Consider the following 24,956-nt stretch of genomic DNA (forward strand, 5'->3'; position numbering starts at 1 on the left):
AAAAGGGAGGTGAGAAAAATGTCAGAAGAAAGACTTGATCGATTAGAAGGAATGATGTCGCAACTGATTACCATGGTTGGTAACCTGCATAACAGTATGAGTGATATGCAAAAGGACATGAAGGAAATGCAAAAGGACATGAAGGAAATGCAAACTGTTCAACAGGAACATGGACAAAAGTTTGAATCTATTGAGTTGAGAATGGACAAAATGGAAACAAAGAATGAATTAAGGCACCAAGAGGTACTGAATCAAATTAAAAGATTGGAAAAAGACCAGGACTTCATCTGGGAAAAGACAGTGCGAAATGAGAGAGAACTTGAGATTATGAAAAGAACTTTGGAATCGTAATCTATCCTTCTTTTTGCTGCCAAGCTTACCAGCTACCAGCAAGCTTGGCTAGTTTGTTACTGTATTTTAGTTACCCTTAGATGACTCTCCATGGAATTGCTCCAGCAACTCGATTATTCTTCTGTTCTGCTCCACTTGAATCTCTGAATTTTTATACAGACGATAAATCCAGATTAACAAAATGACTAATGAAGTAGTCACAGCTATAACTATGAATAAAGACGTCAACCCCATTATTGACGGCGCATAGATATTATCCCCTCCCTCACAATTATATTACCAAAATACAACCATTTTTCTATTTGTAGATAACATCTATTTTATGAACTTATTCAGATATTTCAGTGTCATCCATTGTGCTAAATGACAAAGGCAAGCATAGTTTGAAATGTCTAAGATTATGTTTAATAGACATTTTGAGATGAATCACAGCGCAAAATGTCCAAGAAGTCTTGTTAAATAGACATTTTGAGATCATTAACAGAGCGAAATGTCCAAGAAGTCTTGTTAAATAGACATTTTGAGATCATTCACAGAGCGAAATGTCCAAGAAGTCTTGTTAAATAGACATTTTGAGATGAATCACAGGGCAAAATGTCTAAGAAGTCTTGTTTAATAGACATTTTGAGATCATTCACGGCGCAAAGTGTCTAAGAAGTCTTGTTAAATAGACATTTTGAGATCAATCACGGCGCAAAATGTCTAAGAAGTCTTGTTTAATAGACATTTTGAGATTAATCACAGCGTAAAATGTCTAAGAAGTCCTGTTTAATAGACATTTTGAGAGCAGTTTTTTACATAGACTTCATTCAGCAAAGTCTATTAAACTCTACGACAGCATAGCCATTCATTTATCTGCCCAATCCTTCTCTACTTTTTCCGCATAAGTTTCCCAAAAATGATATAATTATCATAATTATTAGAATAGTCACCAGTAAAAAATAGAGGAAGGTGATGGAATGCATTTTCTTCGTTATCAATGGGAGCCGTATTTGTCTTATGGGCAGCTGTTTGAGTTTGAGAAGAACAAGGTTGTCTATCATCAGGGTGAGGCTGGCAGAGGAATTTTTTATTTGAAGAAGGGTGAAATCAAGGTTACGCTTCTTTCGGACAAGGGGGATGAGCGGATCATCAACATGGTTCCGCCTGGGATGCTGTTTGGTGAACATGGGGTTCATGGGGAGCCTTATTTGACGAGCGGAACGACGACTTGTCCCTCGCTGGTTTACTACTTTTCCGATGATGTCATTGCGACAATTTGCAAGAAACATCCTGAAGCGGCGGGGATTTATACAGATTCATTGATTTATAAATTCAGGACGCTAGCAGAAATCATTGCCCATCTGGACAGCCCCGTAGAGCAGCAAATGGCTTTTTATCTGCTCAAGCTTGTTCAGGAGAACGGGAATGCCTCGATGAACCAGACGGCTTTCTCTAAGTACATTGGCACGTCCCGAATCACAGTGAACAAGATTATTCAAAAATGGAAGCAGAAGGGGTACATAGAGCTTCATAAGCGTGAAATTATTATCATCAATTTTGATAAAATAAGGGCGATTGCCAGCAATCCGCATATGGATTAACCAACCAGGTTTCTTAGGGAATCTGGTTTTTTTATGAAGTATTTTCTTTTGTCAATCTCAATGATTCCTGCTTCCTGCCATTGTTTGAGCACTTTGTAGACGGTTATTCTTGTGAGTCCGGTGCAGCAGGCAAGGTCTTGCTGGGAAATAGGAATCTCGTAATTTTTGAATTCGTCGCAAATGTTATGGAGTAAGACGGCTAGCTTTTGTTCGGATGTAAACGCATTCAAATTGATGCGATCTAAAAGAATTTTCATTTTGTGAATGACGCTCTTCGAAAAAAGCTTGAAGAGTTCTGGGTGGGTGATCATCAGTTGTCGGAATTCGTCAGACGAGAAGTGATAGACAACAGAGTCTTTAACTGCGATTGCAGAGGTGAAATGGGTTTTCTGATCGAGTGACTGGACACCCAACAGCTGGTTCGGGATGACGATATTCAGCATATTTTCTTTTCCAGCGGCTGATTCTGTCACGATTCGCACAAGACCTTTATGCAGGTAATAAAAACCTTCTCCAAATTCTCCTTGCTTATAAATGCACTCCTTTTTTCTGAAAAACTGCCGAGTGCCGTATTTTAAATAATTCTCCCAATGAAAGACTTCTTCATACACCGTAACCATACCAAAACCTCCCTATGAGTGAAGCTGATATCTAACATTATCATAGGGGAAATCTTAGAATAATTCTACAATTTATTAGATAATTTAGACTTTTAAGAAAACTATTTTAGAAAAAACGTTAAATAGGCTACAGTTACGTTCAAAAATTAGTATTACAATTCATTATGAATTTTCAATTAATTTTTCAGGAGGGTGAATATGGGAATTAGGACTGGGGCTCAATATATCGAAGCGGTTAAAGCACGTAAACCTGAGGTTTGGCTTTCTGGTAAAAGGATCGAGAATGTATTTGAGGAGCCTGTGTTCAAGCAGCCAATCCTTGAAATTGCAAAGCTGTATGACATGCAGCATGATCCAGAATTTCAGGATAAGATCACTCACGTTTGTGAGGAAACCGGTGAGCGAGTGAATAATGCATTCCTCGTACCAAAAAGCTATGAAGATTTAGTCAAGCGCCGCAATGTTTTCGAGGCGTTTGCGAAGGCAACATTCGGCCTCATGGGAAGGACTCCAGATTTCTTGAACGTCGTTGTGACATCCATGTATTACAATTCTTGGTTTTTTGAAAAATACAATAAAAACTGGGCAGAGAATGTCTGCAACTATTATAAATACATCCGTGACAATGACATCTTCTTAACCCACGCCATCATCAACCCGCAAAATGACCGCAGCAAGAATTCACATGAGCAGAAGGATACGTACACACACCTTGGTGCAGTGAAGGAAACACCAGACGGTTTGGTCGTTAGGGGAGCGAAAATGCTGGCAACGCTGGCTCCGGTGACAGATGAGGTAATCATCTACTCTTTCCCTGGATTCGCACCTGGTGATGAAAAGTACGCTCTGGCATTCGCGATTCCAATCAACACTCCAGGACTGCGCATCATATGCCGCGAGCCAATGCAGGATGGGCAGCGCTCATTCTTCGATCACCCACTTGCCTCAAGATTTGAAGAAATGGATGCATTGCTTGTGTTTGATGATGTCGTTGTTCCTTGGGATCGCGTTTTCCTTCACAACAATGTCGAGGCAGCCAATAAGCTCTACCCGATGACAGGTGCAGGACAGCAGCCAGCTCACCAGTCCGGCGTTCGCGGTCTTGTGAAATTGGAGTTTGCGACACAGGTGGCGATGAAGGTTGCCGATACAATCGGTGTCGACGGATACTTGAATGTCCAGGACCAGCTTGGTGAACTCGCACAATCACTTGAATCAATCAGGGCATTGTTAAAAGTTGCGGAATACGAGCACACAATGACCGAGCATGGTGAAGCGATGCCAGCTTATGTACCTCTGGAGACGATTCGCGGGTTGCTGCCGAAAATGTATCCGCGGGCAATTGAGGTCATGCAGATTGTTGGCGCAGGCGGCTTGCTGATGTCACCAACAGGAGCAGATTTTGAGAGTGATGAATTAAGAGGATCGATTGATAATTACTATGTTGGCCGGGAAGGAATTTCTTCTTTGGAACGCGTCAGCATTTTCAAACTTGCCTGGGACCTGTGCGGCGAGGCGTTCGGACAGCGTCTATTGCAATATGAGCGCTACTACACAGGAGATCCAATCCGTAAGCGCGGAATTTTCTATAACAACTATAAGCGCCAAACATCGTTAACAATGGTTGACGAAGCGTTAAAGGGTGCACAGCTGGATAACAAGGAAGCGCTTACAAACTAACCTGTAGGAGGAGAAGGACGGATGAAAACACATATTTATTCTTCATTGGAACTGCCTCGATCAATCGTCGCGATTGGGGCCTTTGACGGGGTCCATCGAGGGCACCAAACGGTCATCCGGCAGGCAGTGCAACGAGGCAGGAAACTGAAGGTTCCGAGTGTGGTGTTTACATTTGATCCTCCACCGCGGGTGTTTTTTCGAGGAGCAAGGATGTTGACCACAGTCGAGGAGAAGCTGGCGAAAATTGAGAAACTCGGTGCCAGGCATGCTGTTGTTGCCAGATTTGATGAGGTGTATGCCGGGCGGAGTGCTTACGAGTTCATCGATTGCCTGGCGAAGCTGAATCCTGCTGAAATCATGGTCGGCAACGATTTCCGCTTTGGCAAGGACCGGATGGGAGATGTTTCTCTCCTTGAAAAATATTTTAAGGTTTCAGTCACGAATCCAGTCCGCTGTTCTCAGGGAAGCGTGATTTCTTCCAGCAGGATTCGTCAGCTTATTTCTGAGGGTGAGATTCACCTTTCGAATTCGCTGCTCGGCTGGCCAGCAGGAAAGTAGGATTTTATTTTACAAGAATAGGAGGGACAGTGTATGAAGTTGCTTGGGATATCAGGCACGATCATCGGGGCGAAAACTGGCATTGTTGTCCGTAAAGTGCTTGATGATGTGAAAAAGAAGTACCCGGACATCGAGGTGGAAATGCTGGATATGATGGATTATGATGTCGAGTTTTGTGATGGCCGCCCGCCGGAGAAATATTCAGCAGATACGAGAGCTGTGATAGAAAAAGTCTCATCTGCCGATTTTTACGTAATCGGGACACCCATTTTTCAGGGGTCCATTCCAGGAGTGTTGAAGAATCTGTTTGATCTTATTCATCCTGACGCATTCAGGAATAAAGTGATGGGGTTCGTCGCCAATGGCGGAACATACCAGCATTTCCTCGTGATTGAAAATCAGCTGAAGCCTATTGCCGGATACTTTAGAGCGTTTGTAGCACCTAGCTATGTGTACGCCAATTACGATCATTTTAACTCTGAAAATGAAATTGTAGATGAAGATTTGCTGAAGCGAATTGCAGGTTTAGCCGACGAAGTCGTTCATATGCAGAAATCATTAAAGGGTAGCACCGCGAAGGTTACGGAGTGAGTTTACCATTTTACAAGAATTGAAGGAGGACGATTAGAGATGAAAAGCCAATTTGTTCCGATCAATCTTATGAAGTTTATTGAGGAAAACAGGGATCAGCTGAAGCCGCCGGTCAATAACAAGGTAATCTGGAAGGATGCAGAGTTAATGGTCATGCTGTTGGGCGGGCCGAACAAAAGACGTGATTTCCACGTTGATCCGTCGGAGGAGATTTTCTATCAGATCCAGGGCAGCTGTTATGTTGAGGTTATCAATGCTGAAGGCAAGCGTGAAGTCGTGGAAGTGAAGGAAGGCGAAATGTTCCATCTTCCTCCGAACGTGCCGCACTCTCCTCACCGTGTAGCTGACACAATTGGTCTGGTAATTGAGCGTAACCGTGCGCAGGGTGAACTCGAGGATTTCGTCTGGTTCTGCGATGAGTGCGACCACGAAATGCACCGCGCGACCATCCAGCTGACAAACATTGAAAAACAGGTGAAGGAAGCGATTGCCAGCTTTAACGGAAATGAGGAGCTGCGCAAGTGTGATAACTGTGGACATATGATGCCGCCAGAAGCGAGTGAATGGAAATGCGAGTAGACTTCCATACGCATATCATCCCAGAAAATTTCAGTGAGCTGACGCAGCGATTCGGCGGTGAGAAGTGGCCGACGCTAGAGCGTACCTGTGCGTGCGGCGCTAATATCATGATTGCCGGCAAGGTGTTCCGTGAGGTGACCGACCAGGTATGGGACGCCGAGAAGCGAATCAAGGATATGGAACGAGAAGGAGTCGACATTCAAGTTCTTTCTCCGATTCCTGTCACGTTCTCTTACTGGGCTCCGGCCGAGCAAGCGGAAATTTTGGCCAGGGTCCAGAATGACTTTATTGCTGACCTGGTGAGCCAGTATCCGACTAAATTCATTGGACTAGGTGCTGTGCCGCTGCAAAACGTTGAGGTAGCGATCCGAGAAATGGACCGCTGCAAGCATGAGCTAGGATTGAGCGGCATTGAGATTGGTACGAATGTAAATGGCGTCAATCTCGATGACCCTCAGTTCATCGAATTCTTTGAAATGGCGGAGAAGTGGGAAGTTCCTTTGTTCATCCATCCTTGGGAGACACTTGGAAAGGACCGGATGCCGCGCCATAACTTGATGTACACCGTTGGGATGCCGAGCGAAACAGCTCTGGCTGGAGCAAGCTTGATCCTTGGCGGAATCATGGATAAGTTCCCGAAGCTGAAAATCTGTTTGGCTCATGGCGGGGGTGCGCTGCCGTATTTGCTTCCGCGTTTGGATCAGGGCTGGAAGGTGTGGCCGCATCTGCGATTGCTTGATAAGCCGCCAAGTCATTACGCAAAGCAATTTTACTATGATTCGCTTGTGAATGAACCGGTCAACCTGAATTATTTACTTCAGAATTTTGGCCATGAGCGCATCATCATGGGATCCGATTATCCATTTTTGCTGAGGGAGGTTCCTCCTGGAAAGGTCATTGACGATACAGTCGGATTATCGAAGGAACAGACGGAAGCGATGCTCGGTAAAAACGCGCTCAGGTTCTTGAATATTCCTGTTAAGGTGGGGAGTTGATTTTATGGAAAAGGCCTTAGTTACACCAGAAGAACGTTTGAAAGAGTTAGGCCTGACCTTGCCAGCTCCACGTCAATCGGCAGGGAATTATGTGAGCTGTGTAAGGACCGGCAACCTTATTTTCACATCCGGCCAGGGAACGAATGAATACCGCGGCCGGCTTGGCGAGGATGTCACGATTGAAGTGGGCTACGATGCGGCAAGGCAGTGCATGCTGAATCTGCTGACGGTGCTGAAGCAGGAATTAGGTGAACTTAGTAAGGTCAAGCGGGTGGTAAAAGTCCTCGGCTTCGTTAATAGTTCGCCAGATTTTACCGACCAGCCGAAGGTCATGAATGGAGCTTCTGACTTACTCGTACAGGTGTTCGGGGAGCGTGGAAAGCATGGGCGATCTGCTGTCGGCATGGCGCAGCTGCCTTTGAACAATGCTGTCGAGGTCGAAATGGTCGTGGAAGTTGAGGATGAGGAGGATGGATTAGGATGAATCTGGCTCAGCCACAGGCTATAAAAGATGCAAAACTATTTATTAACGGTGAATACCGTGATGCGATGTCTGGGGAGGCTTTTGACACAATCGACCCTTCGACGAATAAGAAGCTGGCATCCGTTGCGAAGGCTGGCGTCGAGGATGCGAAGCACGCAATTGATGTCGCACAGAAAACTTTTGAAAGCGGCGTCTGGAGTGAGATGCCAGTTGCCGAAAGAACAAAGATTCTGGTCAGGATGTCTGACCTGGTTATGGAGAGAGTCGATGAATTAGCCCTGGTCGAGACGCTTGATGTCGGCAAGCCAATCAAGGAAAGCCGTGGGTTTGATATCCCTCGTGCTGCAGCTAATCTACGTTTTTTTGCCGAGATGGCGAACTACATTAACCATGAGCATTATGACCAGTCTCGCTATATGTCTTATTCCAAATACGCTCCGGCTGGGGTCACAAGCTTGATCATTCCATGGAATCTTCCGTTCATGCAGATGACCTGGAAGGCTTCGGCAGCGATGGCCGCTGGCAATACGGTTGTCGTGAAGCCAGCTTCCTATACTCCATTGAGCGCCGTCATGCTTGGCGAGATTGCCAATGAAGCGGGACTGCCGCCTGGAGTGTTGAATATTATCACGGGTCCTGGCGGTACAGCAGGGACAGAGATGACGCGCAATCCATCAGTGCGAAGGATTTCATTTGTCGGCGACAGTACGACAGGCCGCACGGTCATGCAAAACGCGGCTTCACAGCTAATTCCCGTTTCTCTTGAACTTGGTGGTAAATCAGCCAATATCGTGTTCGAGGATGCGGATCTCGATGAAGCAGTTGCGGGATCGATTGAAGCGATTTTCAGGAACCAGGGTGAGATTTGCCTGGCAGGATCGCGTTTGCTGGTTCAGGAGAGCATTTACGATCAATTCATGGCAAAATTCGTTGAAGCTGCTCAGGCTTTGAAAGTCGGCAATCCACTTGATCAGGAGACAGATATGGGTGCACTTGTTTCAAAGGGCCATCTGGAAACCGTCGATGAGTACGTTCAGGTCGGATTGGGTGAAGGCGCTAAGCTCGCAACAGGCGGGAAGCGTATTGCCAGTCTTGGAGAGGGCAACTTCTATGAACCTACTGTTTTATACGATGTCGATAACAAGATGCGCGTGGCTCAGGAAGAAATCTTCGGACCAGTGCTCGTTGTGATTCCATTTAAAACAGAAGAAGATGCTATTAGAATCGCGAACGATTCCATGTACGGTCTGGCTGGAGTTGTCTGGACAAACGACCTGCGCCGTGCCCATCGTGTTGCTGCAAAAGTGAATTCCGGCTTGTTGTGGATCAACTGCTGGTATTATCGCGACCTGCGCACACCATTTGGCGGCTCGAAAGCAAGCGGCATCGGACGCGAAGGCGGCAGGCACAGCTTCGAGTTTTATACCGAAGCGAAGACGATTACGATGAAGCTTTAGCAAGGTGTACCGGTAAACTAGGATTATATAACCCGAAACTGGGATTATAATTACGGAAACTGGGATTATTATCAATGAAACTGGGATTAAATACAATAAAACAGGGATTATCTCTATTCTGATAAAAAGTTGATACTTAAACTACTCCATCAACGGGGATAAAATCTCGGTAAATAGAGATTATCTTAGTCCCAACAGTACAATGGCCTTCCAAATTGAATTAAAACGAACTCTACTGGTGTTAAAACCATTTCAACTGGTATTTAAATCGAGGACAATTGGCATTAAATCCATTCCAATTGGTATTAAAACTATTTTAAACAAAAATCATCACGATAGTAGTAACTATTTTAATAGAAAAGGAGGGTGACTTCATGAACGCAACAATAGAGAAGATTGCTGAAACGCTTCTCGAAGCGGAAAAAAGTAAAAATCCCATGTCGCCGCTAACTGCACAATACGAAAACCTTAATGTAACGGATGCCTACAATGTCCAGCTGGAAGTTTTAAAAAGAAAGCTGGAACAAGGTCGGACGGTTATTGGTAAAAAGGTCGGCCTTACGAGTGTGGCGATGCAAAAGATGCTTGGAGTGGATGAGCCGGATTATGGCCATTTGCTTGATGATATGAAAGTGCCGAATGGCGGCACAGTAAAGATGTCCAACTTTCTCAGCCCGAAAATTGAAGCGGAGATTGGTTTCGTGCTGGGGGAAGACCTTAAGGGGCCTAATGTCACTTTCCTCGATGTGCTGATGGCAACAAAATATGTCGTGCCAACGTTAGAAATCATCGACAGCCGGATTGCGGATTGGAAGATTGGACTCGTCGATACAGTGGCTGATAATGGGTCATCCGCTATGGTAGTAGTAGGAGACCAAATGACAGACATAACTGGAATTGACCTGCGGAGTGTTGGGATGACTTTTCACAAAAATAACGAGATGGTGGCGACTGGATCGGGTGCTGCGGCGCTTGGCCATCCGGCACATGCCATTGCATGGCTGGCGAACAAGCTTTATGAGTTTGGGATTACGTTAAAGGCTGGCGAGTTGATTTTACCAGGAGCGCTTTCGGCAGCAATCTCTGTGCAGGAAGGCGATACGGTTTCGGCTCAGTTTGGTCCGGTCGGCTCCGTGTCAGTGACTTTTGAGTAGGAGGTGTGCAGGTTGGCGAAAATCAAAGCAGCAATCATAGGTTCCGGAAACATTGGGACCGATCTTATGTATAAGCTGGAAAGAAGCGAGGTTATTGAACTGACAGCGATGATTGGTATTGATCCTGAATCCGATGGGTTGAAGCGGGCAAAGGAAAAAGGATACTTGGCGTTCCATAATGGAATTCAGGCACTGAAAGACAATCCTGATATGGCTGACATCGTGTTTGATGCAACCTCAGCAAAGACACATGTCAGGCATGCGAAGGTTCTCGCAGAATTGGGCAAGCTGGCCATCGACCTGACCCCGGCGGCAAGGGGACCATTTGTCTCTCCGGCTGTTCAAACAGATGCTTATTTGAATGAAAAAAATGTGAACATGATTACATGTGGAGGACAGGCGACGATTCCAATCGTCCACGCGATTAATTCAGTTGCTGATGTCAATTACGCTGAAATCGTCGCCACTATCTCTTCGAAAAGTGCTGGTCCGGGAACTCGTGCGAACATTGATGAATTTACGATCACGACTCGCAGGGGAATTGAGGAAGTAGGCGGAGCAGACAAAGGGAAGGCACTTATTATCCTGAATCCGGCAGAGCCTCCGATTTTAATGCGAGATACGATTTATTGCGAAGTGAGAAACATGGATGAAGCTGCGATTACAAAATCGATTGAAACGATGGTCGAAACAGTGAAGGAATATGTACCAGGCTACAGGCTGAAGCAGGAGCCGTTGTTTGATGGAAACAGGGTAACTGTGTTTGTCGAAGTCGAGGGTGCGGGTGACTACTTCCCGATTTATGCTGGAAACCTTGATATCATGACAGCAGCAGCGACGCGGGTTGCTGAGGACTTCGCGATCCATATGCTTGAAAAACAGATTGTCTAAGCGAAAGGCTGGGTGGAAATTTTGAAGCGCAAAAGTGATAAGCCTATCAAAATTACAGAAGTTTGCCTGCGTGACGGCAGCCATGTTATGCAGCATCAATATACTGAAGAGCAGGTACGCCGTGTGGCACGCGAGCTTGATGAAGCGGGAATGCACTATATCGAAGTGAGCCATGGAGACGGATTGGGCGGTTCGACGCTGCAGTATGGAAAGTCGCTCGTTGATGAAATGAAATTAATCGAAGCGGCGGTTGATGAATGTAAAAACTCAAAGGTAGCGGTGCTGCTTTTGCCAGGAATCGGGACGGTCCATGAACTGAAGCAGGCCAACCAAATCGGCGCAAGTCTTGTCCGGGTTGCGACTCACGTAACCGAGGCTGATGTTTCAGCGCAGCATATCAGCATGGCGCGCGAGCTTGGAATGGAGACGCTTGGCTTCCTGATGATGGCCCATATGGCGCCAACTGAAAAATTGGTAGAACAGGCGAAGCTGATGGAGAGTTACGGGGCAAAGGCTGTCTATGTAACCGATTCTGCCGGGGCCCTTTTACCCCATGAAGTAAAAGAAAAGATTGCGGCTTTAAGAGAATCATTGTCTATCGAAGTTGGATTCCACGCTCATAACAATCTCTCATTAGCGGTCGCAAATACGCTGACGGCAATTGAAGAAGGAGCAACAAGGATTGATGGAAGCCTCCGCTGTCTGGGCGCAGGCGCTGGTAATGCGCAAACAGAGGTTCTTTTATCCGTATTGGACCGAATGGGCGTCAATCTTGGAATCGATATTTATAAAATGATGGATCTCGCTGAGAATACGGTTGGGCCGATGCTTCCGAAAGCGCAGGAGATTAATAGAGGAAGTCTAGTGTTGGGCTATGCTGGTGTTTATTCGAGTTTCTTGCTGCACGCTGAGCGGGCTGGACAGAGATTTGGAATCGATTCAAGAGATATTTTAATAGAGTTGGGCAAGAGGAAGGTAGTCGGCGGCCAGGAGGATATGATCCTTGATGTCGCTGCTGAACTGGCCAAAGCCCGGAAGCTGGAGGTGTAAAATATGACGATTACGAAGGGTGTCGACCTCGAAATCGTGGAATACTTATATTCTGCTGAAAAAGAACGCCGCGAAGTCGTGAAGGTGACCGACCGTTATCCAGAGCTTAGCTTTTCCGATGCGTATTCGATTCAGGAAAAATTGATTGAGAGACGCGAGCAGGATGGGTCTCGTAAGATAGGCCTGAAGCTTGGCTTGACGAGCAAAGCGAAGCAGCAAATGATGGGAGTCCATGAAGCGATTTATGGGTACCTGACGGATGATATGCTGGCATTGGAGTGGGAGCACCTTGATTTTACAGAGTTCATCCATCCAAAAGCAGAGCCGGAAATTGCGTTTTTTATCGATAAGGATTTGGAAGGAACCAACGTAACCGCGGAAGATGTGTTGGAAGTGACGAAATTCGTGGCACCGGCAATCGAGATTATCGACAGCCGCTATTTGAATTTCAAGTTCACCCTGGCTGATGTGATTGCGGATAACTGTTCTTCTTCAAAATTCCTGATCGGAAGCAAGTGGATGTCACCTCATGATTTGGATTTAGGGCAGCTGGGTATGGTGATGTCGAAAAACGGACAGGTTGTCCAAACCGGATCAAGTGCTGCAGTCCTGGGCCACCCGGCAACATCGGTCGCATGGGCAGTCAATAAGCTTGGTGAGGTTGGGAAAGGGATTAAAAAGGGAGACGTCATCCTGAGCGGAGCGGTATCAGAGGCGATTGCCTTTGAACCAAATGACAATGTTCTAGTGCAATTCGCCGAACTGGGCAGCGTTTCTTTTACATGTAAATCAAGCACTTAGTTTCTATGACTAAGTGCCTTCTTTTTTAGTTTTGAATATTCAAAATATAAAGATAAAATTTACGTTCTATGTTAAGCACTTTACACTTTTGCTAGTAAAAAGTGATTATAATCACAGGTAGAGACAGCTTGGGAAATTTTTTATGAGAGCGTTTACAAAACATAAAAGGGGTGCGAGAAATGATTGGTTTAAGAAAATTTAGTCTGACACTATTAATTTTTATGCTCGTGTTGACGGCTGCTGCATGTGGCAATGATACCGATGCAAAGCCTGCGGCAGGATCTGGTGAGAAGTACTCATTCAAGCTTGCGCATATAACCCCAACGGACCATATGTGGCATAAAGCCGCGGAAAAATTCAAGGAAGAACTGGAAAAGAACTCGGATGGCCGAATGACAGTGGAAATCTACCCTGCAAGCCAGCTTGGAAGTGAAGCTGATATGGTTCAGCAAATCTCTTCTGGTTCAGTAGATTTCGGATTGATTACTGCTGCCTATATGAGTTCACGCGCTCCAGCGTTCACTGCCTGGTTTGCACCATATGCTTTTGAAGATTTAAAAGAGACGAATGCAGCACGCGATACAGAAATTGCGAAGAAGATATTGGCTACCCTTGACGACCAGGGACTTAAAGGACTTGATTATCTATTCGCCGGAAACCGCGTCATGCTTTTCAAGGATAAGGAAGTAAAGAAGCCTGAAGATATGAAAGGATTAGCATTCCGTGTGACGCCAAGCCCGCCGCTTCAGGACTTTTATAAATCACTGGGAGCTTCTCCTGAGTCATTGCCATTGCCGGAAGTATATGCTGCTGTTCAAACAGGGGTAATCGATGGAATGGATATGGACCTTGACGCCACGATTACGAACAAGTATCACGAAGTTGCCAAGTATGGTGCGGTAACGAATCACATGGTATGGCCTTCAGTTGCGATCATGAACAAAGATAAGTACGAAAAGCTATCTGATGGAGATAAGAAAATCATTGACGACGCCATCAAGACTGCAGCTGATTATTCAGCTAACACACGTGCATCCCAGGAGGAAGAATTCAAAAAGACTTTAAGCGATACTGGGATGAAGATCTATGAAATCGACCAGAAATTGTTTGAACCATATATCAAACAATTCGATGAAAAATATGGACCAACAGATCCGCTGATCCAGGAATTCATCGACACATTCCGCAAATAACCTATTGGAGGGAAATGCGTGAAATACGTCAGCAATATGGTAGCCAGTTTCGAAAAGAAACTGGCTATTATCCTCATGTTTGCAATGGCTGTGATTGTCGCGGCTGCCGTTGTTTTTCGATATGTATTCAATAACCCTTTATTCTGGGCGGGAGAGGTATCGATTTTCTTGTTGATTTACATAACGTTCATCGGCGGCAGCCTCGGCTTGAAGTATAAGACACAGGCGTCTGTAACGCTGATTACAGATTATCTGCCTGAAAAGATTAATAAATGGGTGGCAGTACTTGCTCATATCTTTATGCTATTATTCATGGCGATTCTATTATTCTATTGTTTTACCTGGATTACTTCATCATCTGTAGCAATCCAAAGATCGAGTGCGATTTTGCTTCCAATGTGGATTCCTTATGCGATTCTGCCTTTTGGATTGCTGTTCGCGACGATTCATTTAATTAGTAATATGTTTGATATTATCCAAAATCAGCATATTGATAGTGAAATGGTTACGAATCTCCATGCTGCTGCAAAGGAGAGTGAAGAAGAATGATGGCACTGGTTGTTTTAGCATTCGTTGTATTTCTGTTCATGGGAATACCGATTTCGCTTGTGCTTGGAATGACAACGATCGTCTACTTTTTGGTAACTGGTAATACCATGCTGCTCGAATCGACTCCTCAACGGCTGTATTCGGGGATGGAGAATTTCGGGTTGTTAGCGATTCCCTTGTTCATGCTGACAGGTGAGTTGATGAATAGCGGTGGGATCACGAACAGGCTGGTTGTGTTTGCAAGGATGCTTGTCGGTCATGTCCGCGGCGGACTTGCTTATGTAACGGTTATCGCCAATATGTTCCTCGCGTCGATTCTTGGATCGGCGAATGCCCAGGCTGCGATGATGAGCAAGGTTATGGTACCTGAGATGGAAAAAGAGGGCTATAGCCGGGAATTTTCGTCGGCTTTGACACTCGCAAGCTCTATCGTGGCGCCAATCATTCCGCCGAGCATGATTTTCATCATTTATGGGACCTTATCTGGAACTTCGATTGGCGGTTTGTTCATGGCCGGGATTATTCCGGGAACGATTTTTGGTATCGGCTTTGTCTCTTTAATCGCCTATTTAGGATATAAGCATAATTTCCCGCGCAGTGAAAGAGCGAGCTTAAGCGCTATCTTCGACTCTTTCCTGAAGGTACTGCCAGCTATTTTAGTTCCATTTGTCATTACTGTCGGGATTTTAAGCGGGGCTTTCACAGCTACGGAATCCGCTGCAGTCGCTAGTGTGATTGCATTCATCGTCGGGATGTTTTTTTACAAAGAATTGAAGTGGAAGAGCTTGTCGAAGATTTTGGTGAACACCGTTATTGGTACAGCCACGGTTACCTTCTTGATTGCGATGGCCAATTTATTCGGCTGGCTGATTGCCTTTGAGCAAATTCCGCAATTGATTGCGAACTCGATGTTGTCCATTTCGGATAACCCGTTTGTTTTCCTGTTGTTGGTTAATATCTTCTTGTTACTAATAGGGACATTGCTAGATGGAATCGCAGCTCTGATTATCCTTGTTCCAGTGTTGATGCCTTTGGTTACAGGATTCAATATCGATCCAATCCATTTCGGTGTGATTATCTGTATCAACCTGACAATCGGACTGTTGACACCGCCAGTCGGAACAGGACTGTTCATCGTGTCCTCCATCGCCGAAGTGAAATTCGAACGCTTGATTAAAGCCGTTACACCAATGCTTCTAATCGGAATCGCCATGCTCTTCATCGTCACCTACTGGGAACAAACAACCCTGTTCATTCCACGATTGCTAGGATTTTAATTCGGGCGGTGCCTGTCACCACTCGGAATTTGTCGATAAGGAGCGATTGCTATGCCGATTATTCAGGTACAAATTCTTGAAGGTCGAAGTGATGAGAAAATAAAAGAGTTAATTGCCGGGATTACTGATACTGCGGTTCGGACACTTGAAGTGAAACCTGAACAAGTACGAGTGATCGTCCAGACGGTGCCTGATAAGTACTGGGGCGTTGGCGGAGTTACGAAGGATGATAAGTGTTAATTAAGTGTATTTTAACCACGTCAAAAATAGAGTTTCGTGAGTTTACCTAAAAAGTTGATAAGCGAAAATTAACGAAATATAAATTATCTTTTAAGAAAAAAATCCTGGGTTGAATTAACCTAAAGACAAAATCAAAATAATAAAGAACCACCCATTGCATTTGAGCATTTGGTGGTTTTTTAGTTTTTTAGAATAAGCATGTTCCCAGCAACTATAAAAGACAAATGAAACGGTTCTATCTACTCTTATTAAGAGTGTAAATCTTGACGTCCGTATTTAGCACAAAGTTTTCTAATAATCTTCAGGGTCTGGTTATTCTATCAAATTAAACAGTTTAAATAATTTTTGAATCTTTGAGGGTTATTACCTTCATAGTCTCCGATGTTTACATACTCATTATCTGCAGCGGCAGATACATTGGTAGTGTAAATGTTACCTGGGAGCAAGAAAGTCTTTTAGTTACAAAACATCATATCCTCATTGATGGTGAAGGTTAAACTTGGTTAATTAATGATATAAGTTAAGTGAAAATAATGTTAACTAATTAATATAAAAATATCTAAATATTCAGTATTATTTATATTAACTAAATCAAATACCAAAGAAAGGGTCAGTTTATTAATTTCATTTTTTTAGGAGGTAATTATGTTGAAAAGAAAAAACTCTTTGGTTTTATTGTTGTTGATAGTTTATCTTTTCGTTTTTACTGGATGTAACAGTAAGGATCAGGAAGTGGATGCAGCCAAGAGTGATGGGAGTAAGAATCCTCAGGTGTTTAAATTAATCAGCTTTTTACCTACTGATAATACGCTAACAAAGGACATTGTTCCAATGTGGATAGAAAAAGTAGAAAAAGAAACAAATGGAGCAGTTAAAATTGAATGGACTGGAGGACCAGAGTCTATTCCTTCCAAAGATCAATTTGATGCTGTAAGAAATGGTATTGCTGATATAGGCTTCAATGTTAGCTCCTATTATGGCCATTTAATGCCAGAATCCCTATCGATGCATCTATCACCTTACACACCTGAAGAAGAAAGAGAAAATGGGTATTTCGAGTATTTGTCAAAAAGGTTTGATAAAAATGGGTTAGTTTATATGGGAAGATGGTTGAGTCCTTCACCTTTTCACTTTTGGAGCAATAAGGAAATAAAGTCCTTAGATGATTTGAAGGATACTAAATTCCGTTCTAATCCAACATACCATGATATTATGCAGGCGTTAGGAATGACTCCGATCGATATTAATCCAACAGATGTATATACCTCTCTTGAACGAGGTATGGTCGATGGATTTGGCTTCCCGTTGCTAGGACCGAATGAAAACGGTTGGACAGAGGTAACTAAATATTTTATCGATGAGCCTTTTCTTAACCAAAACGCAACTATATTGATGAATCCTAAAGCCTTCAAGTCACTTTCTTCAGATAACCAGCAGAAAATGCTTGAACTTACAGCTGCTTTTGAATCTGAAATGATCGCATACTTTAATGAATTGAATGAAAAAGAGAGAAAGAAAATAGAAGTCGCCGGTGTGAAAATTATAAAATTGAACCAAGAGGAAAGTAAGGAATTTCAGGCATTAGTAAAGAAGGTGAAGTGGGAGTCGTTAGAAAAATCTACTCCTGATCAAATTAAAGAACTTAAAAAACTTCTGTACAAAGAGTAACTGTAGTTCTTTGAACTTCATAAAGTCATTTCTTTAATAAAGGGGATAGCCGTAATTTAAGGTTATCCCTAACAACTGTTTATTAGTAATAAGGGGAGTGAGTAAATTGTTACATAGATTATCTAGAGTGCTTGATTATATAGAAAATGTACTTGCCTATATAGGCGGTATTCTATTAGCAATCTCTACTATTACGGTTGTTATGGAGGTAATTTCTCGCTATTTATTTAATTATTCCTTTCTGTGGGTCAATGAGATAAGTGAGTATATCCTACTGTATATTCCTTTTCTTGGTGCAGCGTGGCTTCTCCGCTCAAATGGACATATAACTGTTGATATTTTAGAAGAGATAATGTCTAATCGATTACGTTTTTTTTCAGATATTTTGATTGCTATCGTCGGCATATTAATATGTATCATTATAGTTTGGTATGGCACATTAACGACTTTCGATGTGTTATATCGAGATGTACGCAGTCTAACAACTCTCCAGATCCCTCAGGTTTACGTAATGGCGATCATCCCGCTTGGAACTTTTATTCTAATGTTAGAGTTTATTAGGAAGCTTTATCGGACGATCTTAATGCAGAAATCTATAAATAAAATAGACACTATAACGACGAGTTTGTAATAAAAGGGGGATGCACTATGGACTGGTGGCAAGTGTTATTTCTTATTGTTGGTGGCTTAATTGCCTTAATGTTAATTCGTGTACCAGTAGCTTTTTCCTTCTTTACAGTAAATATTGTCGCAGCAATATTCCTTTGGGGAGGCGGCAATGGACTTATTCAATTAATACAAAGTATTGAAGACTCATTAACTACATTTGCGCTAGTTCCCATTCCTTTATTTATTTTAATGGGGGAAATTATGTTTCATACTGGTATCGCCCCCAAAATGATTGATTCCGTAGATAAATGGATTGGCAGATTACCTGGCAGATTGAGTTTGCTTGCAGTTGGAAGTGGAACCCTACTCTCGACACTTACTGGCTCTACAATGGCCAGTACAGCTGTATTAGGGTCAACATTGATACCGGAAATGGAGCAGAGGGGTTACAAAAAGCCGATGACTATCGGGCCGATTCTTGGAAGCGGGGGTCTTGCGGTTATGATTCCTCCAAGTGCACTTGGAGTTTTGCTGGCATCAATCGGTAAGATTTCAATTGGTGCCTTTATGATCGCGATTATTTTACCAGGAATTTTAATGGCCCTCCTTTTTGCGCTTTATATCATTTTACGGGCTAAAATGCAGCCTGAACTTGCTCCAAAATATTCTTTGTCTTCTGTACCTCTAATGGAGAAAATTAGAACTAGCATAATATATATTCTGCCACTCGGATTTATCATTTTTCTAGTAGTTGGCCTAATTTTTCTTGGAATTGCGACACCAACTGAAGCTGCTGCAATGGGTGCATTCGGCAGTGTTGTACTCGCAGCGTTATATGGGCGTTTAAACTGGGCAAGCCTTCAAAAAGCCTTTACGAGTACAATGAAAGTTTCGGTGATGATGTTAATAATTGTCGCTGGATCCACGGCTTTTAGCCATATTTTATCTTTTTCGGGAGTTACTCGAAATCTAGTGGAATTAATTCAAAATTTACAGTTTTCACCTATAATTATTCTGATTGCCATGCTTTTGCTAGTGATCATAATGGGTACTTTCATGGAATCTTTATCAATCATGATGATCATTTTGCCAATGTTTATACCTATAGCTCAGATTCTTGATATTAATCTTCTATGGTTTGCAACAATGCTGTTGATTACGATCGAAATTGGTGCAATCTCACCCCCATTTGGTGTAGGCCTATTCGTAATGAAGGGGGTAGCGCCTCAAGGTACGAAGATGAAGGAAATCTACAGTGCATCCTTTCCATTTATTGCATTAGACATTGTACTTATCATCCTGGTGTTTTTATTCCCTGAATTAGCGACCTGGCTGCCAGAAATTATGAAAAATTAGCTAAGGTAAAAAAATGCTCCATTGCAATTTTAAAAGCTGTCTTTTATAAAACTAAAAGACAGCTTTCTTCTGTGTAAATTATTTACAATAAATATATTCTACAAATTAACAGTTTGCTTTTTCAATGCATCTGGTTGTTTTACGATAACCATCCGATTTACTACATCTATAATTTCTGCTTCTTTCCATTGTTTAAAAACTTTGTATACAGATATTCGAGTTAATCCTGTATAGTTAGCGACTTCTTGTTGAGTTAGAAAAATTTTGTCAGTATTACATGTCGTGCAGATTTTAATTAAAGTCAATGCAATTTTTTGTTGGGCTGTAAGTCCTTTGGCTAATATTTCATCAGCCAGAATGCGAATTTTTCCTATTGTAGAATCCATAAATAGATTCAACATTTCAGTATCCCTAATAATGATTTCATTAAATTGCTCTTTTGAAAAATAATATAAGACACAATCATCTGCTGCTATAGCAGTTGAAAAATAGGGTTCCTGGTCCATGGCTTGCTCTCCAAATAATTGTCCAGATGCTTCTAAGCTTAGTATTTTTTCTCCTCCTTTTGTCTTTGTAGTCACAATTTTTATCAATCCTTTGTGAATATAGTAAAAACCGTTGCCTATCGTTCCCTGCTCGTAAATTATCGAATTTCTTTTGAAAAATATACGTTGACCGAATTCGTAATATTGATCCCATTTTTTTGTATTAGAGTGTTCAATCATTGTTTTCATTGAGAGTCTCCTCATTTCTTTTGTAAATGTAAAACCTTACTTAGCCATAGAGAGATAAGAGATGGCGACAAAAAAGAAAGCAATATTAAAAGATATCATAATCTAACCTTCTCAATACAGAAGGTCTTGGAATTTGTTTACGTTAATAATCCAGATTTTCCGATCAGTAATATTTACGATTTCATTTTCTTTCCATTGTTGTAGGATTTTATATATTGTAACTCTTGATGTACCTATATAGTTTGAAAGAGAGGTTTGGTCGATGCTTATGCAGGGATTTTGGGTTTTTCTGTAGAGTTTATAAATGATGTGAGCCAATTGATGCTCCATTGAGCTATCTTGTATAGAAACTGTTTCAGCTAATAAACGTACTTTTTTTACTAATGAATTCAAAATAATATCTGATGCGGCGGAGTGTTTCTTGCATATCGTTTGCAGATCATCTTTAGAATAAAAGAAAATGGTAGAAGGTTTTGTGATTTTTGCGGTTGTAAAGTATGGTTCTCCCTTAACTCCTTGCTCACCTAGTAGTTCTCCTGGTGAAATATAGTCTATTATTCTTTCATCCCCTTTGTCCGAAAGCATTTTAATTTGAATTTCTCCTTCATGTAAATAATAAAAGCCATTTCCAATTTCCCCTTGGCTATATAGGGTTGTATTTTTTTTAATCTCTTTTTTTTGTCCATAGGAAATAAAAGGCTCCCAGGAATATGTAATCTGCATATTTACCATCCTTTCCATTACAATGTTAACACCTTTTAAAAGTCAGTAAATTCAAAATATTGTTTACATTACTATATAATACAACCGGAGTACAGTAAAGCGCTTACAATAAATTTGTTAATTAAACAGGAACTGAAATATGTCAGCTAGGAAAAATTTGTTTGATGAATTGGAATCCAGTAAAAGCCCTCGTTGATTTAAAAACTAAGTTGATTGCTTGACTGTGCGACGATGCAAAAATATAACGCAAATCAAATTAATAATAAAGGATATGTTAAATGATTAATATGAAAAATTTAGAATAATTAGTAAATTAAAATTGAGGAGTGATTATATGAAAGAGATTAGGTTTCACGGTCGTGGCGGACAGGGAGCGGTAATGGCTTCAGAATTATTAGTCCATGCCTTGGTTAGAGAAGGAAACTATGGACAATCGATACCAGCTTATGGCTTTGAAAGGCGGGGAGCACCACTCCAGGCATTTGTTAAGTTGGATCATAAACCGATTAGGGAGAGAGTGCAAGTTTATGAGCCGGATGGAATTATTGTTTTGGATGAATCTTTAATCAGCCAATTACCTGTTTTTGAAGGGATGAAACATTGTGGTTTCGCCATCTTGAATTCACGAAAAACGTTAGTGCATAGTGATCTTCCAGAGGTTTTGGAAACCCTTGCGACTGTAGATGCAAATAGAATTGCTCTAGATGTTTTCAAAGCTCCTATCACGAACACGATATTACTTGGTGCGTTTGCATCGGCTACTGGTCTAGTGAAATTAGATTCACTTCAACATGCCATCAGTGGATTCTTTCCAGATAAGGTGATTGAGAAGAATTTACTTGCAGTAGAAAGAGGTTATAACGAAGTGGAGGTAACGGTAAGAACCGAGATATTAAAGAAAGCGAAGTGATTAGATCATGAATCAAACTTTAGTATTGAAAAAGGAATATAAAGAAACAGGAGAAAGTATTGCTTCAGTAGGACGAGGGTTATATGTAGTAAATACTGGTCTGTGGAGGTATCAGAGACCGGTAACCGATCCTGATTTATGCAAGCGATGTTCAGAGTGCTATATCTATTGCCCTGTTGGCTGCAAAATTGAAGTAAGCACTCATTATGATACCGATTTAGACTGGTGCAAGGGATGTGGAATTTGCACTGAGGTATGTCCTGCCAATGCGATAACAATGTTTGAAGAAAGGGGAACTGAATAGTGGGTAAAGTAGATGTTTTAAATGGAAATAAAGCAGCTGCTTGGGGTGCCAAACTGGCTAGAGCAGACCTTATGGCAGCCTACCCTATAACACCCCAAACCCCTCTTGTTGAATATTTGGCATCTTTTGTAGCAGATGGAGTGATAGATGCCGATCTTGTAGAGGTGGAAAGTGAACATTCAGCTTTGAGTGTGTTACAAGGTGGGGTATTAGCTGGTGCGAGAACTTTTACAGGAACTAGCTCACAGGGACTTGCGCTTATGTATGAACCATATATTAGAACGAGTACGATGCGTTTACCTATTGTGATGGCGCTTGTAACCAGGGAAGTCATATCGCCCCAAACTGTTTGGGGCGGACAGCAGGATGCCGTAACAGTACGAGATGCAGGCTGGATTCAGATTTGGTGTGAAAGCAGTCAGGAAATTCTGGACTCCATAGTCCAAGCATATAAAGTAGCTGAGAATAATGATGTTTTGCTTCCGGTGAATGTTTGCTATGACGGATTTTCACTTTCCCATATGGCAGAGAGGGTTGAAATCCCAGATCAAAAACTAGTAGATAAGTTTTTGCCGAAACCGAACATTACTCATGTGAAACTGGACCCAAATAATCCAATAGCAGTAGACCCATTAACCCCAGGACCAATGCTTACCGAATTTCGCCATAAGCAAGTGACAGCTATGCATATGTCAAAAAAGATTATTGAGGAAGTTCGACAAGAATGGTTAGAAATGTTTGGCCGCGATTATGGAGGTTTAATTGATCTATATAGAATGGAAGATGCTGAAATAGCTTTGGTTTGTTTGGGGAGTCCCGCAGGTACAGCCAGAGTAGCGATTGATGAAATGCGTAATCATGGCATCAAAGTGGGAATGATACGTATTCGAGTTCTTCGTCCGTTTCCTGATGAAGAAATACGCAAGGCGTTAGTCAATATAAAAGCTATTGGTGTAATTGATCGGAATGTCTCATTTGCCAAAGGAATGGGTATCAGCTTTCTTGAGTTAAAGACAGTGTTTGGAGGCTTAAAGATGCCACCTATGATAGATTTTATAGGCGGTCTTGGAGGTTCGGATGTAACAATGGAACAAATTAAACAAGCGATTGTGATTACTCAACATGTGGCAGAAGGCGGAGAATTTCAAGAAGTTACCTGGTTCGGCTTAGATCAAATTGATGTTGAGACATTATTTAGTATGGATAAGGATACAAGTTTAAAGTTGAAAGGAGTGAGTGGCTAATGGGTGTTAATGACGGTATACGGGATAACACAAATTATTCAACAATTCCTGAGGGTGCAAGACCTACACTAGAAAAGAATGATGCGTTTTTCACAAAGAAACGCTTTGGATTTATATTTAATGAAGAAAAGAAAACAAAAGAAGTTTATAAAGAGATTACAAAAGTACAAGATTTGTTGTCACCTGGAAATTCTGCCTGTCTGGGGTGTCATGCAGAATTAGCATTGCGCACTACACTGCGAATTCTTGGCCCTAATACAATTCTCGCAATACCACCAGGTTGTATGGGGGGAATTGGTGCTGTAGGATTCAATGGTGGTGCAGGGGCGAAGATTCCAGTATTTTTTCCCCTGCTTGATAATACAGCAGCAATGCTCGCTGGCATTAAAAGAAAATACATCCGTGAGGGTCGTGGAGATATTAATGTCGTAGCTTTTGCGGGAGACGGCGGAACTGCAGATGCAGGATTCCAATCATTGTCGGGTGCAGCTGAACGAGGAGAAAATATTATTTATATTTGCTATGACAATGAAGCGTATATGAACACTGGTGTACAGAGAAGCGGTACCACTCCGAAATGGTCATGGACTCAAACAACTCCTGTAGGTGAACAAACCCAGGGGAAGTCACAAAAAGGAAAAGATATGCCTATGATTATGGCACAGCATAATATTCCATATGTTGCAACAGCCAACCCTTCATATATGCATGATTATATTGCGAAATTAAAAAAGGCAATGAAAGTGAAGAATGGAATGTCTTATATTCATTTATATTCTGGATGTCCAACTGGATGGAAGTTTCCTACAGAGAAAACGATAGAAGTGGGAAAACTTGCTGTAGAGACAAATCTTTACCCCCTTTGGGAATATGAAGATGGAAAATTCAGATTAACTTATGAGGTTTTGAAACGCCGGCCGATTAGAGAATATACTAAATCAATGCAAAAATACTCCCATCTGACAGAACAAAATCTAGCAGAATTACAACAAAATGTTGATGCAAATTACAAAAGGTTTAAAAAGCTATGCAAGATTTAAAAAAAGAACAAACTTCATATGAAATTGTAATTGAAGCGACAGCACATGCCTGGAGAATGCCGTTTGTATATCTTTTCGAAAAACTGTTTAGTGCTGGAGAAGCAATTCGAATAGGGAAAACCACTTTATTTGTAAAGGATCAATCAGGGAAACTAGTTCACCAAGAATACTATGGGAAATCTCGTAAAGCTGCCTGGTATAGAAAGCTTGAAATTGAAAAAACAATGAAAGAGTTGTCAGATGATGAATTTTTAAAATGGTTAAAGAACAACAACACATCCTAAGAATTAAAAAGAATTCAAAAAATAGTATAGG

Annotated in this window: 28 protein-coding genes; 25 read left to right on the forward strand and 3 right to left on the reverse strand. The window is 42.1% G+C overall.

From position 1 onward, the window contains the following. Positions 1-18: 18 nt before the first annotated feature. Both AC0VX7_RS11690 and AC0VX7_RS11695 read left to right on the forward strand, forming a co-directional pair. Entirely contained in the window at positions 19-351 is a 333-nt protein-coding gene (locus tag AC0VX7_RS11690) for a hypothetical protein (protein WP_475427983.1), read from the forward strand. Positions 352-1,310: 959 nt separating this feature from the next. After that, positions 1,311-1,934 carry a Crp/Fnr family transcriptional regulator gene (locus AC0VX7_RS11695; RefSeq protein WP_475427984.1) on the forward strand — a complete coding sequence of 208 codons (624 nt, stop codon included), beginning with the start codon at positions 1,311-1,313 and terminating at the stop codon, positions 1,932-1,934. On the opposite strand, the gene AC0VX7_RS11700 is transcribed toward AC0VX7_RS11695, so the two are convergent. Next, entirely contained in the window at positions 1,931-2,554 is a 624-nt protein-coding gene (locus tag AC0VX7_RS11700) for a Crp/Fnr family transcriptional regulator (RefSeq protein WP_475427985.1), read from the reverse strand. The two genes, AC0VX7_RS11695 and AC0VX7_RS11700, sit on opposite strands and share 4 nt — an antisense overlap. A gap of 198 nt (positions 2,555-2,752) precedes the next feature. Between AC0VX7_RS11700 and AC0VX7_RS11705 the strand changes: the two genes are divergently transcribed. The 18 genes from AC0VX7_RS11705 to AC0VX7_RS11790 all read left to right on the forward strand — a co-directional run bounded on the left by AC0VX7_RS11705 (position 2,753) and on the right by AC0VX7_RS11790 (position 19,686). Then, the gene (locus tag AC0VX7_RS11705; RefSeq protein WP_475427986.1) at positions 2,753-4,234 is read left to right on the forward strand and encodes a 4-hydroxyphenylacetate 3-hydroxylase family protein; all 1,482 of its coding nucleotides are present in this window, start codon (positions 2,753-2,755) and stop codon (positions 4,232-4,234) included. Positions 4,235-4,255: 21 nt separating this feature from the next. Next, complete coding sequence (locus AC0VX7_RS11710; RefSeq protein WP_475427987.1) at positions 4,256-4,792, forward strand: FAD synthetase; 537 nt, start codon at positions 4,256-4,258, stop codon at positions 4,790-4,792. Positions 4,793-4,825: 33 nt separating this feature from the next. After that, on the forward strand, positions 4,826-5,383 hold the full coding sequence (locus AC0VX7_RS11715) for an NADPH-dependent FMN reductase (protein ID WP_475427988.1): 558 nt from the start codon (positions 4,826-4,828) through the stop codon (positions 5,381-5,383). A 39-nt stretch (positions 5,384-5,422) separates the two neighbouring features. Next, positions 5,423-5,962 (forward strand): 3-hydroxyanthranilate 3,4-dioxygenase, encoded by a 540-nt coding sequence (locus AC0VX7_RS11720; RefSeq protein WP_102262678.1) that lies wholly within the window; start codon positions 5,423-5,425, stop codon positions 5,960-5,962. Further along, complete coding sequence (locus AC0VX7_RS11725; RefSeq protein ID WP_215029653.1) at positions 5,947-6,957, forward strand: amidohydrolase family protein; 1,011 nt, start codon at positions 5,947-5,949, stop codon at positions 6,955-6,957. The genes AC0VX7_RS11720 and AC0VX7_RS11725 overlap by 16 nt, the downstream gene beginning before the upstream one ends. Positions 6,958-6,961: 4 nt before the next feature. Continuing rightward, positions 6,962-7,441 carry a RidA family protein gene (locus AC0VX7_RS11730; RefSeq protein ID WP_475427989.1) on the forward strand — a complete coding sequence of 160 codons (480 nt, stop codon included), beginning with the start codon at positions 6,962-6,964 and terminating at the stop codon, positions 7,439-7,441. Continuing rightward, positions 7,438-8,898 (forward strand): aldehyde dehydrogenase, encoded by a 1,461-nt coding sequence (locus AC0VX7_RS11735; protein ID WP_475427990.1) that lies wholly within the window; start codon positions 7,438-7,440, stop codon positions 8,896-8,898. The genes AC0VX7_RS11730 and AC0VX7_RS11735 overlap by 4 nt, the downstream gene beginning before the upstream one ends. Positions 8,899-9,272: 374 nt before the next feature. Further along, a complete protein-coding gene (locus AC0VX7_RS11740) occupies positions 9,273-10,052 on the forward strand; it encodes a 2-keto-4-pentenoate hydratase (RefSeq protein ID WP_475427991.1) in 780 nt (259 codons plus the stop codon). Between the two features lie 12 nt (positions 10,053-10,064). Continuing rightward, on the forward strand, positions 10,065-10,943 hold the full coding sequence (locus tag AC0VX7_RS11745; RefSeq protein ID WP_475427992.1) for an acetaldehyde dehydrogenase (acetylating): 879 nt from the start codon (positions 10,065-10,067) through the stop codon (positions 10,941-10,943). 21 nt (positions 10,944-10,964) lie between these two features. Beyond that, positions 10,965-11,993: a 4-hydroxy-2-oxovalerate aldolase gene (gene dmpG / locus AC0VX7_RS11750; protein WP_475427993.1), complete on the forward strand. Its 1,029-nt coding sequence runs from the start codon at positions 10,965-10,967 to the stop codon at positions 11,991-11,993. Positions 11,994-11,996: 3 nt separating this feature from the next. Then, complete coding sequence (locus AC0VX7_RS11755) at positions 11,997-12,794, forward strand: 2-keto-4-pentenoate hydratase (RefSeq protein WP_475427994.1); 798 nt, start codon at positions 11,997-11,999, stop codon at positions 12,792-12,794. Between the two features lie 179 nt (positions 12,795-12,973). Next, positions 12,974-13,987: a TRAP transporter substrate-binding protein gene (locus AC0VX7_RS11760; protein WP_215029686.1), complete on the forward strand. Its 1,014-nt coding sequence runs from the start codon at positions 12,974-12,976 to the stop codon at positions 13,985-13,987. Positions 13,988-14,005: 18 nt separating this feature from the next. Then, positions 14,006-14,536, forward strand: a complete 531-nt coding sequence (locus AC0VX7_RS11765) for a TRAP transporter small permease (protein ID WP_475427995.1) — start codon at positions 14,006-14,008, stop codon at positions 14,534-14,536. Then, the gene (locus AC0VX7_RS11770; RefSeq protein WP_475427996.1) at positions 14,533-15,813 is read left to right on the forward strand and encodes a TRAP transporter large permease; all 1,281 of its coding nucleotides are present in this window, start codon (positions 14,533-14,535) and stop codon (positions 15,811-15,813) included. Before AC0VX7_RS11765 ends, AC0VX7_RS11770 begins: the two co-directional genes overlap by 4 nt. A gap of 51 nt (positions 15,814-15,864) precedes the next feature. Beyond that, positions 15,865-16,053: a 4-oxalocrotonate tautomerase gene (locus tag AC0VX7_RS11775; protein ID WP_475427997.1), complete on the forward strand. Its 189-nt coding sequence runs from the start codon at positions 15,865-15,867 to the stop codon at positions 16,051-16,053. Positions 16,054-16,698: 645 nt separating this feature from the next. After that, complete coding sequence (gene dctP / locus AC0VX7_RS11780) at positions 16,699-17,721, forward strand: TRAP transporter substrate-binding protein DctP (protein ID WP_475427998.1); 1,023 nt, start codon at positions 16,699-16,701, stop codon at positions 17,719-17,721. 106 nt (positions 17,722-17,827) lie between these two features. Beyond that, positions 17,828-18,352: a TRAP transporter small permease gene (locus AC0VX7_RS11785; RefSeq protein WP_475427999.1), complete on the forward strand. Its 525-nt coding sequence runs from the start codon at positions 17,828-17,830 to the stop codon at positions 18,350-18,352. Positions 18,353-18,369: 17 nt separating this feature from the next. Then, entirely contained in the window at positions 18,370-19,686 is a 1,317-nt protein-coding gene (locus AC0VX7_RS11790; protein ID WP_475428000.1) for a TRAP transporter large permease, read from the forward strand. 98 nt (positions 19,687-19,784) lie between these two features. Here AC0VX7_RS11790 and AC0VX7_RS11795 read toward each other — a convergent pair whose 3' ends face one another. Both AC0VX7_RS11795 and AC0VX7_RS11800 read right to left on the reverse strand, forming a co-directional pair. Next, complete coding sequence (locus AC0VX7_RS11795) at positions 19,785-20,420, reverse strand: Crp/Fnr family transcriptional regulator (RefSeq protein WP_475428001.1); 636 nt, start codon at positions 20,418-20,420, stop codon at positions 19,785-19,787. A gap of 111 nt (positions 20,421-20,531) precedes the next feature. Further along, positions 20,532-21,143 (reverse strand): Crp/Fnr family transcriptional regulator, encoded by a 612-nt coding sequence (locus AC0VX7_RS11800; protein ID WP_475428002.1) that lies wholly within the window; start codon positions 21,141-21,143, stop codon positions 20,532-20,534. 334 nt (positions 21,144-21,477) lie between these two features. Here AC0VX7_RS11800 and AC0VX7_RS11805 point away from each other — a divergent pair, with 334 nt between their 5' ends. Genes AC0VX7_RS11805 through AC0VX7_RS11825 form a run of 5 tightly spaced genes read left to right on the forward strand, consistent with a single transcriptional unit; the run spans position 21,478 to position 24,925 of the window. Then, positions 21,478-22,053: a 2-oxoacid:acceptor oxidoreductase family protein gene (locus AC0VX7_RS11805; protein WP_475428003.1), complete on the forward strand. Its 576-nt coding sequence runs from the start codon at positions 21,478-21,480 to the stop codon at positions 22,051-22,053. A gap of 7 nt (positions 22,054-22,060) precedes the next feature. Further along, positions 22,061-22,357 (forward strand): 4Fe-4S binding protein, encoded by a 297-nt coding sequence (locus tag AC0VX7_RS11810; RefSeq protein ID WP_475428004.1) that lies wholly within the window; start codon positions 22,061-22,063, stop codon positions 22,355-22,357. Next, positions 22,357-23,601 carry a phenylglyoxylate dehydrogenase gene (locus tag AC0VX7_RS11815; protein ID WP_475428005.1) on the forward strand — a complete coding sequence of 415 codons (1,245 nt, stop codon included), beginning with the start codon at positions 22,357-22,359 and terminating at the stop codon, positions 23,599-23,601. The genes AC0VX7_RS11810 and AC0VX7_RS11815 overlap by 1 nt, the downstream gene beginning before the upstream one ends. Continuing rightward, positions 23,601-24,641 carry a thiamine pyrophosphate-dependent enzyme gene (locus tag AC0VX7_RS11820; RefSeq protein ID WP_475428006.1) on the forward strand — a complete coding sequence of 347 codons (1,041 nt, stop codon included), beginning with the start codon at positions 23,601-23,603 and terminating at the stop codon, positions 24,639-24,641. Before AC0VX7_RS11815 ends, AC0VX7_RS11820 begins: the two co-directional genes overlap by 1 nt. Then, the gene (locus tag AC0VX7_RS11825) at positions 24,629-24,925 is read left to right on the forward strand and encodes a hypothetical protein (protein WP_475428007.1); all 297 of its coding nucleotides are present in this window, start codon (positions 24,629-24,631) and stop codon (positions 24,923-24,925) included. The genes AC0VX7_RS11820 and AC0VX7_RS11825 overlap by 13 nt, the downstream gene beginning before the upstream one ends. The last annotated feature ends 31 nt before the right edge of the window (positions 24,926-24,956 follow it).

Source organism: Mesobacillus sp. QJM3NY_10 (assembly GCF_056173465.1).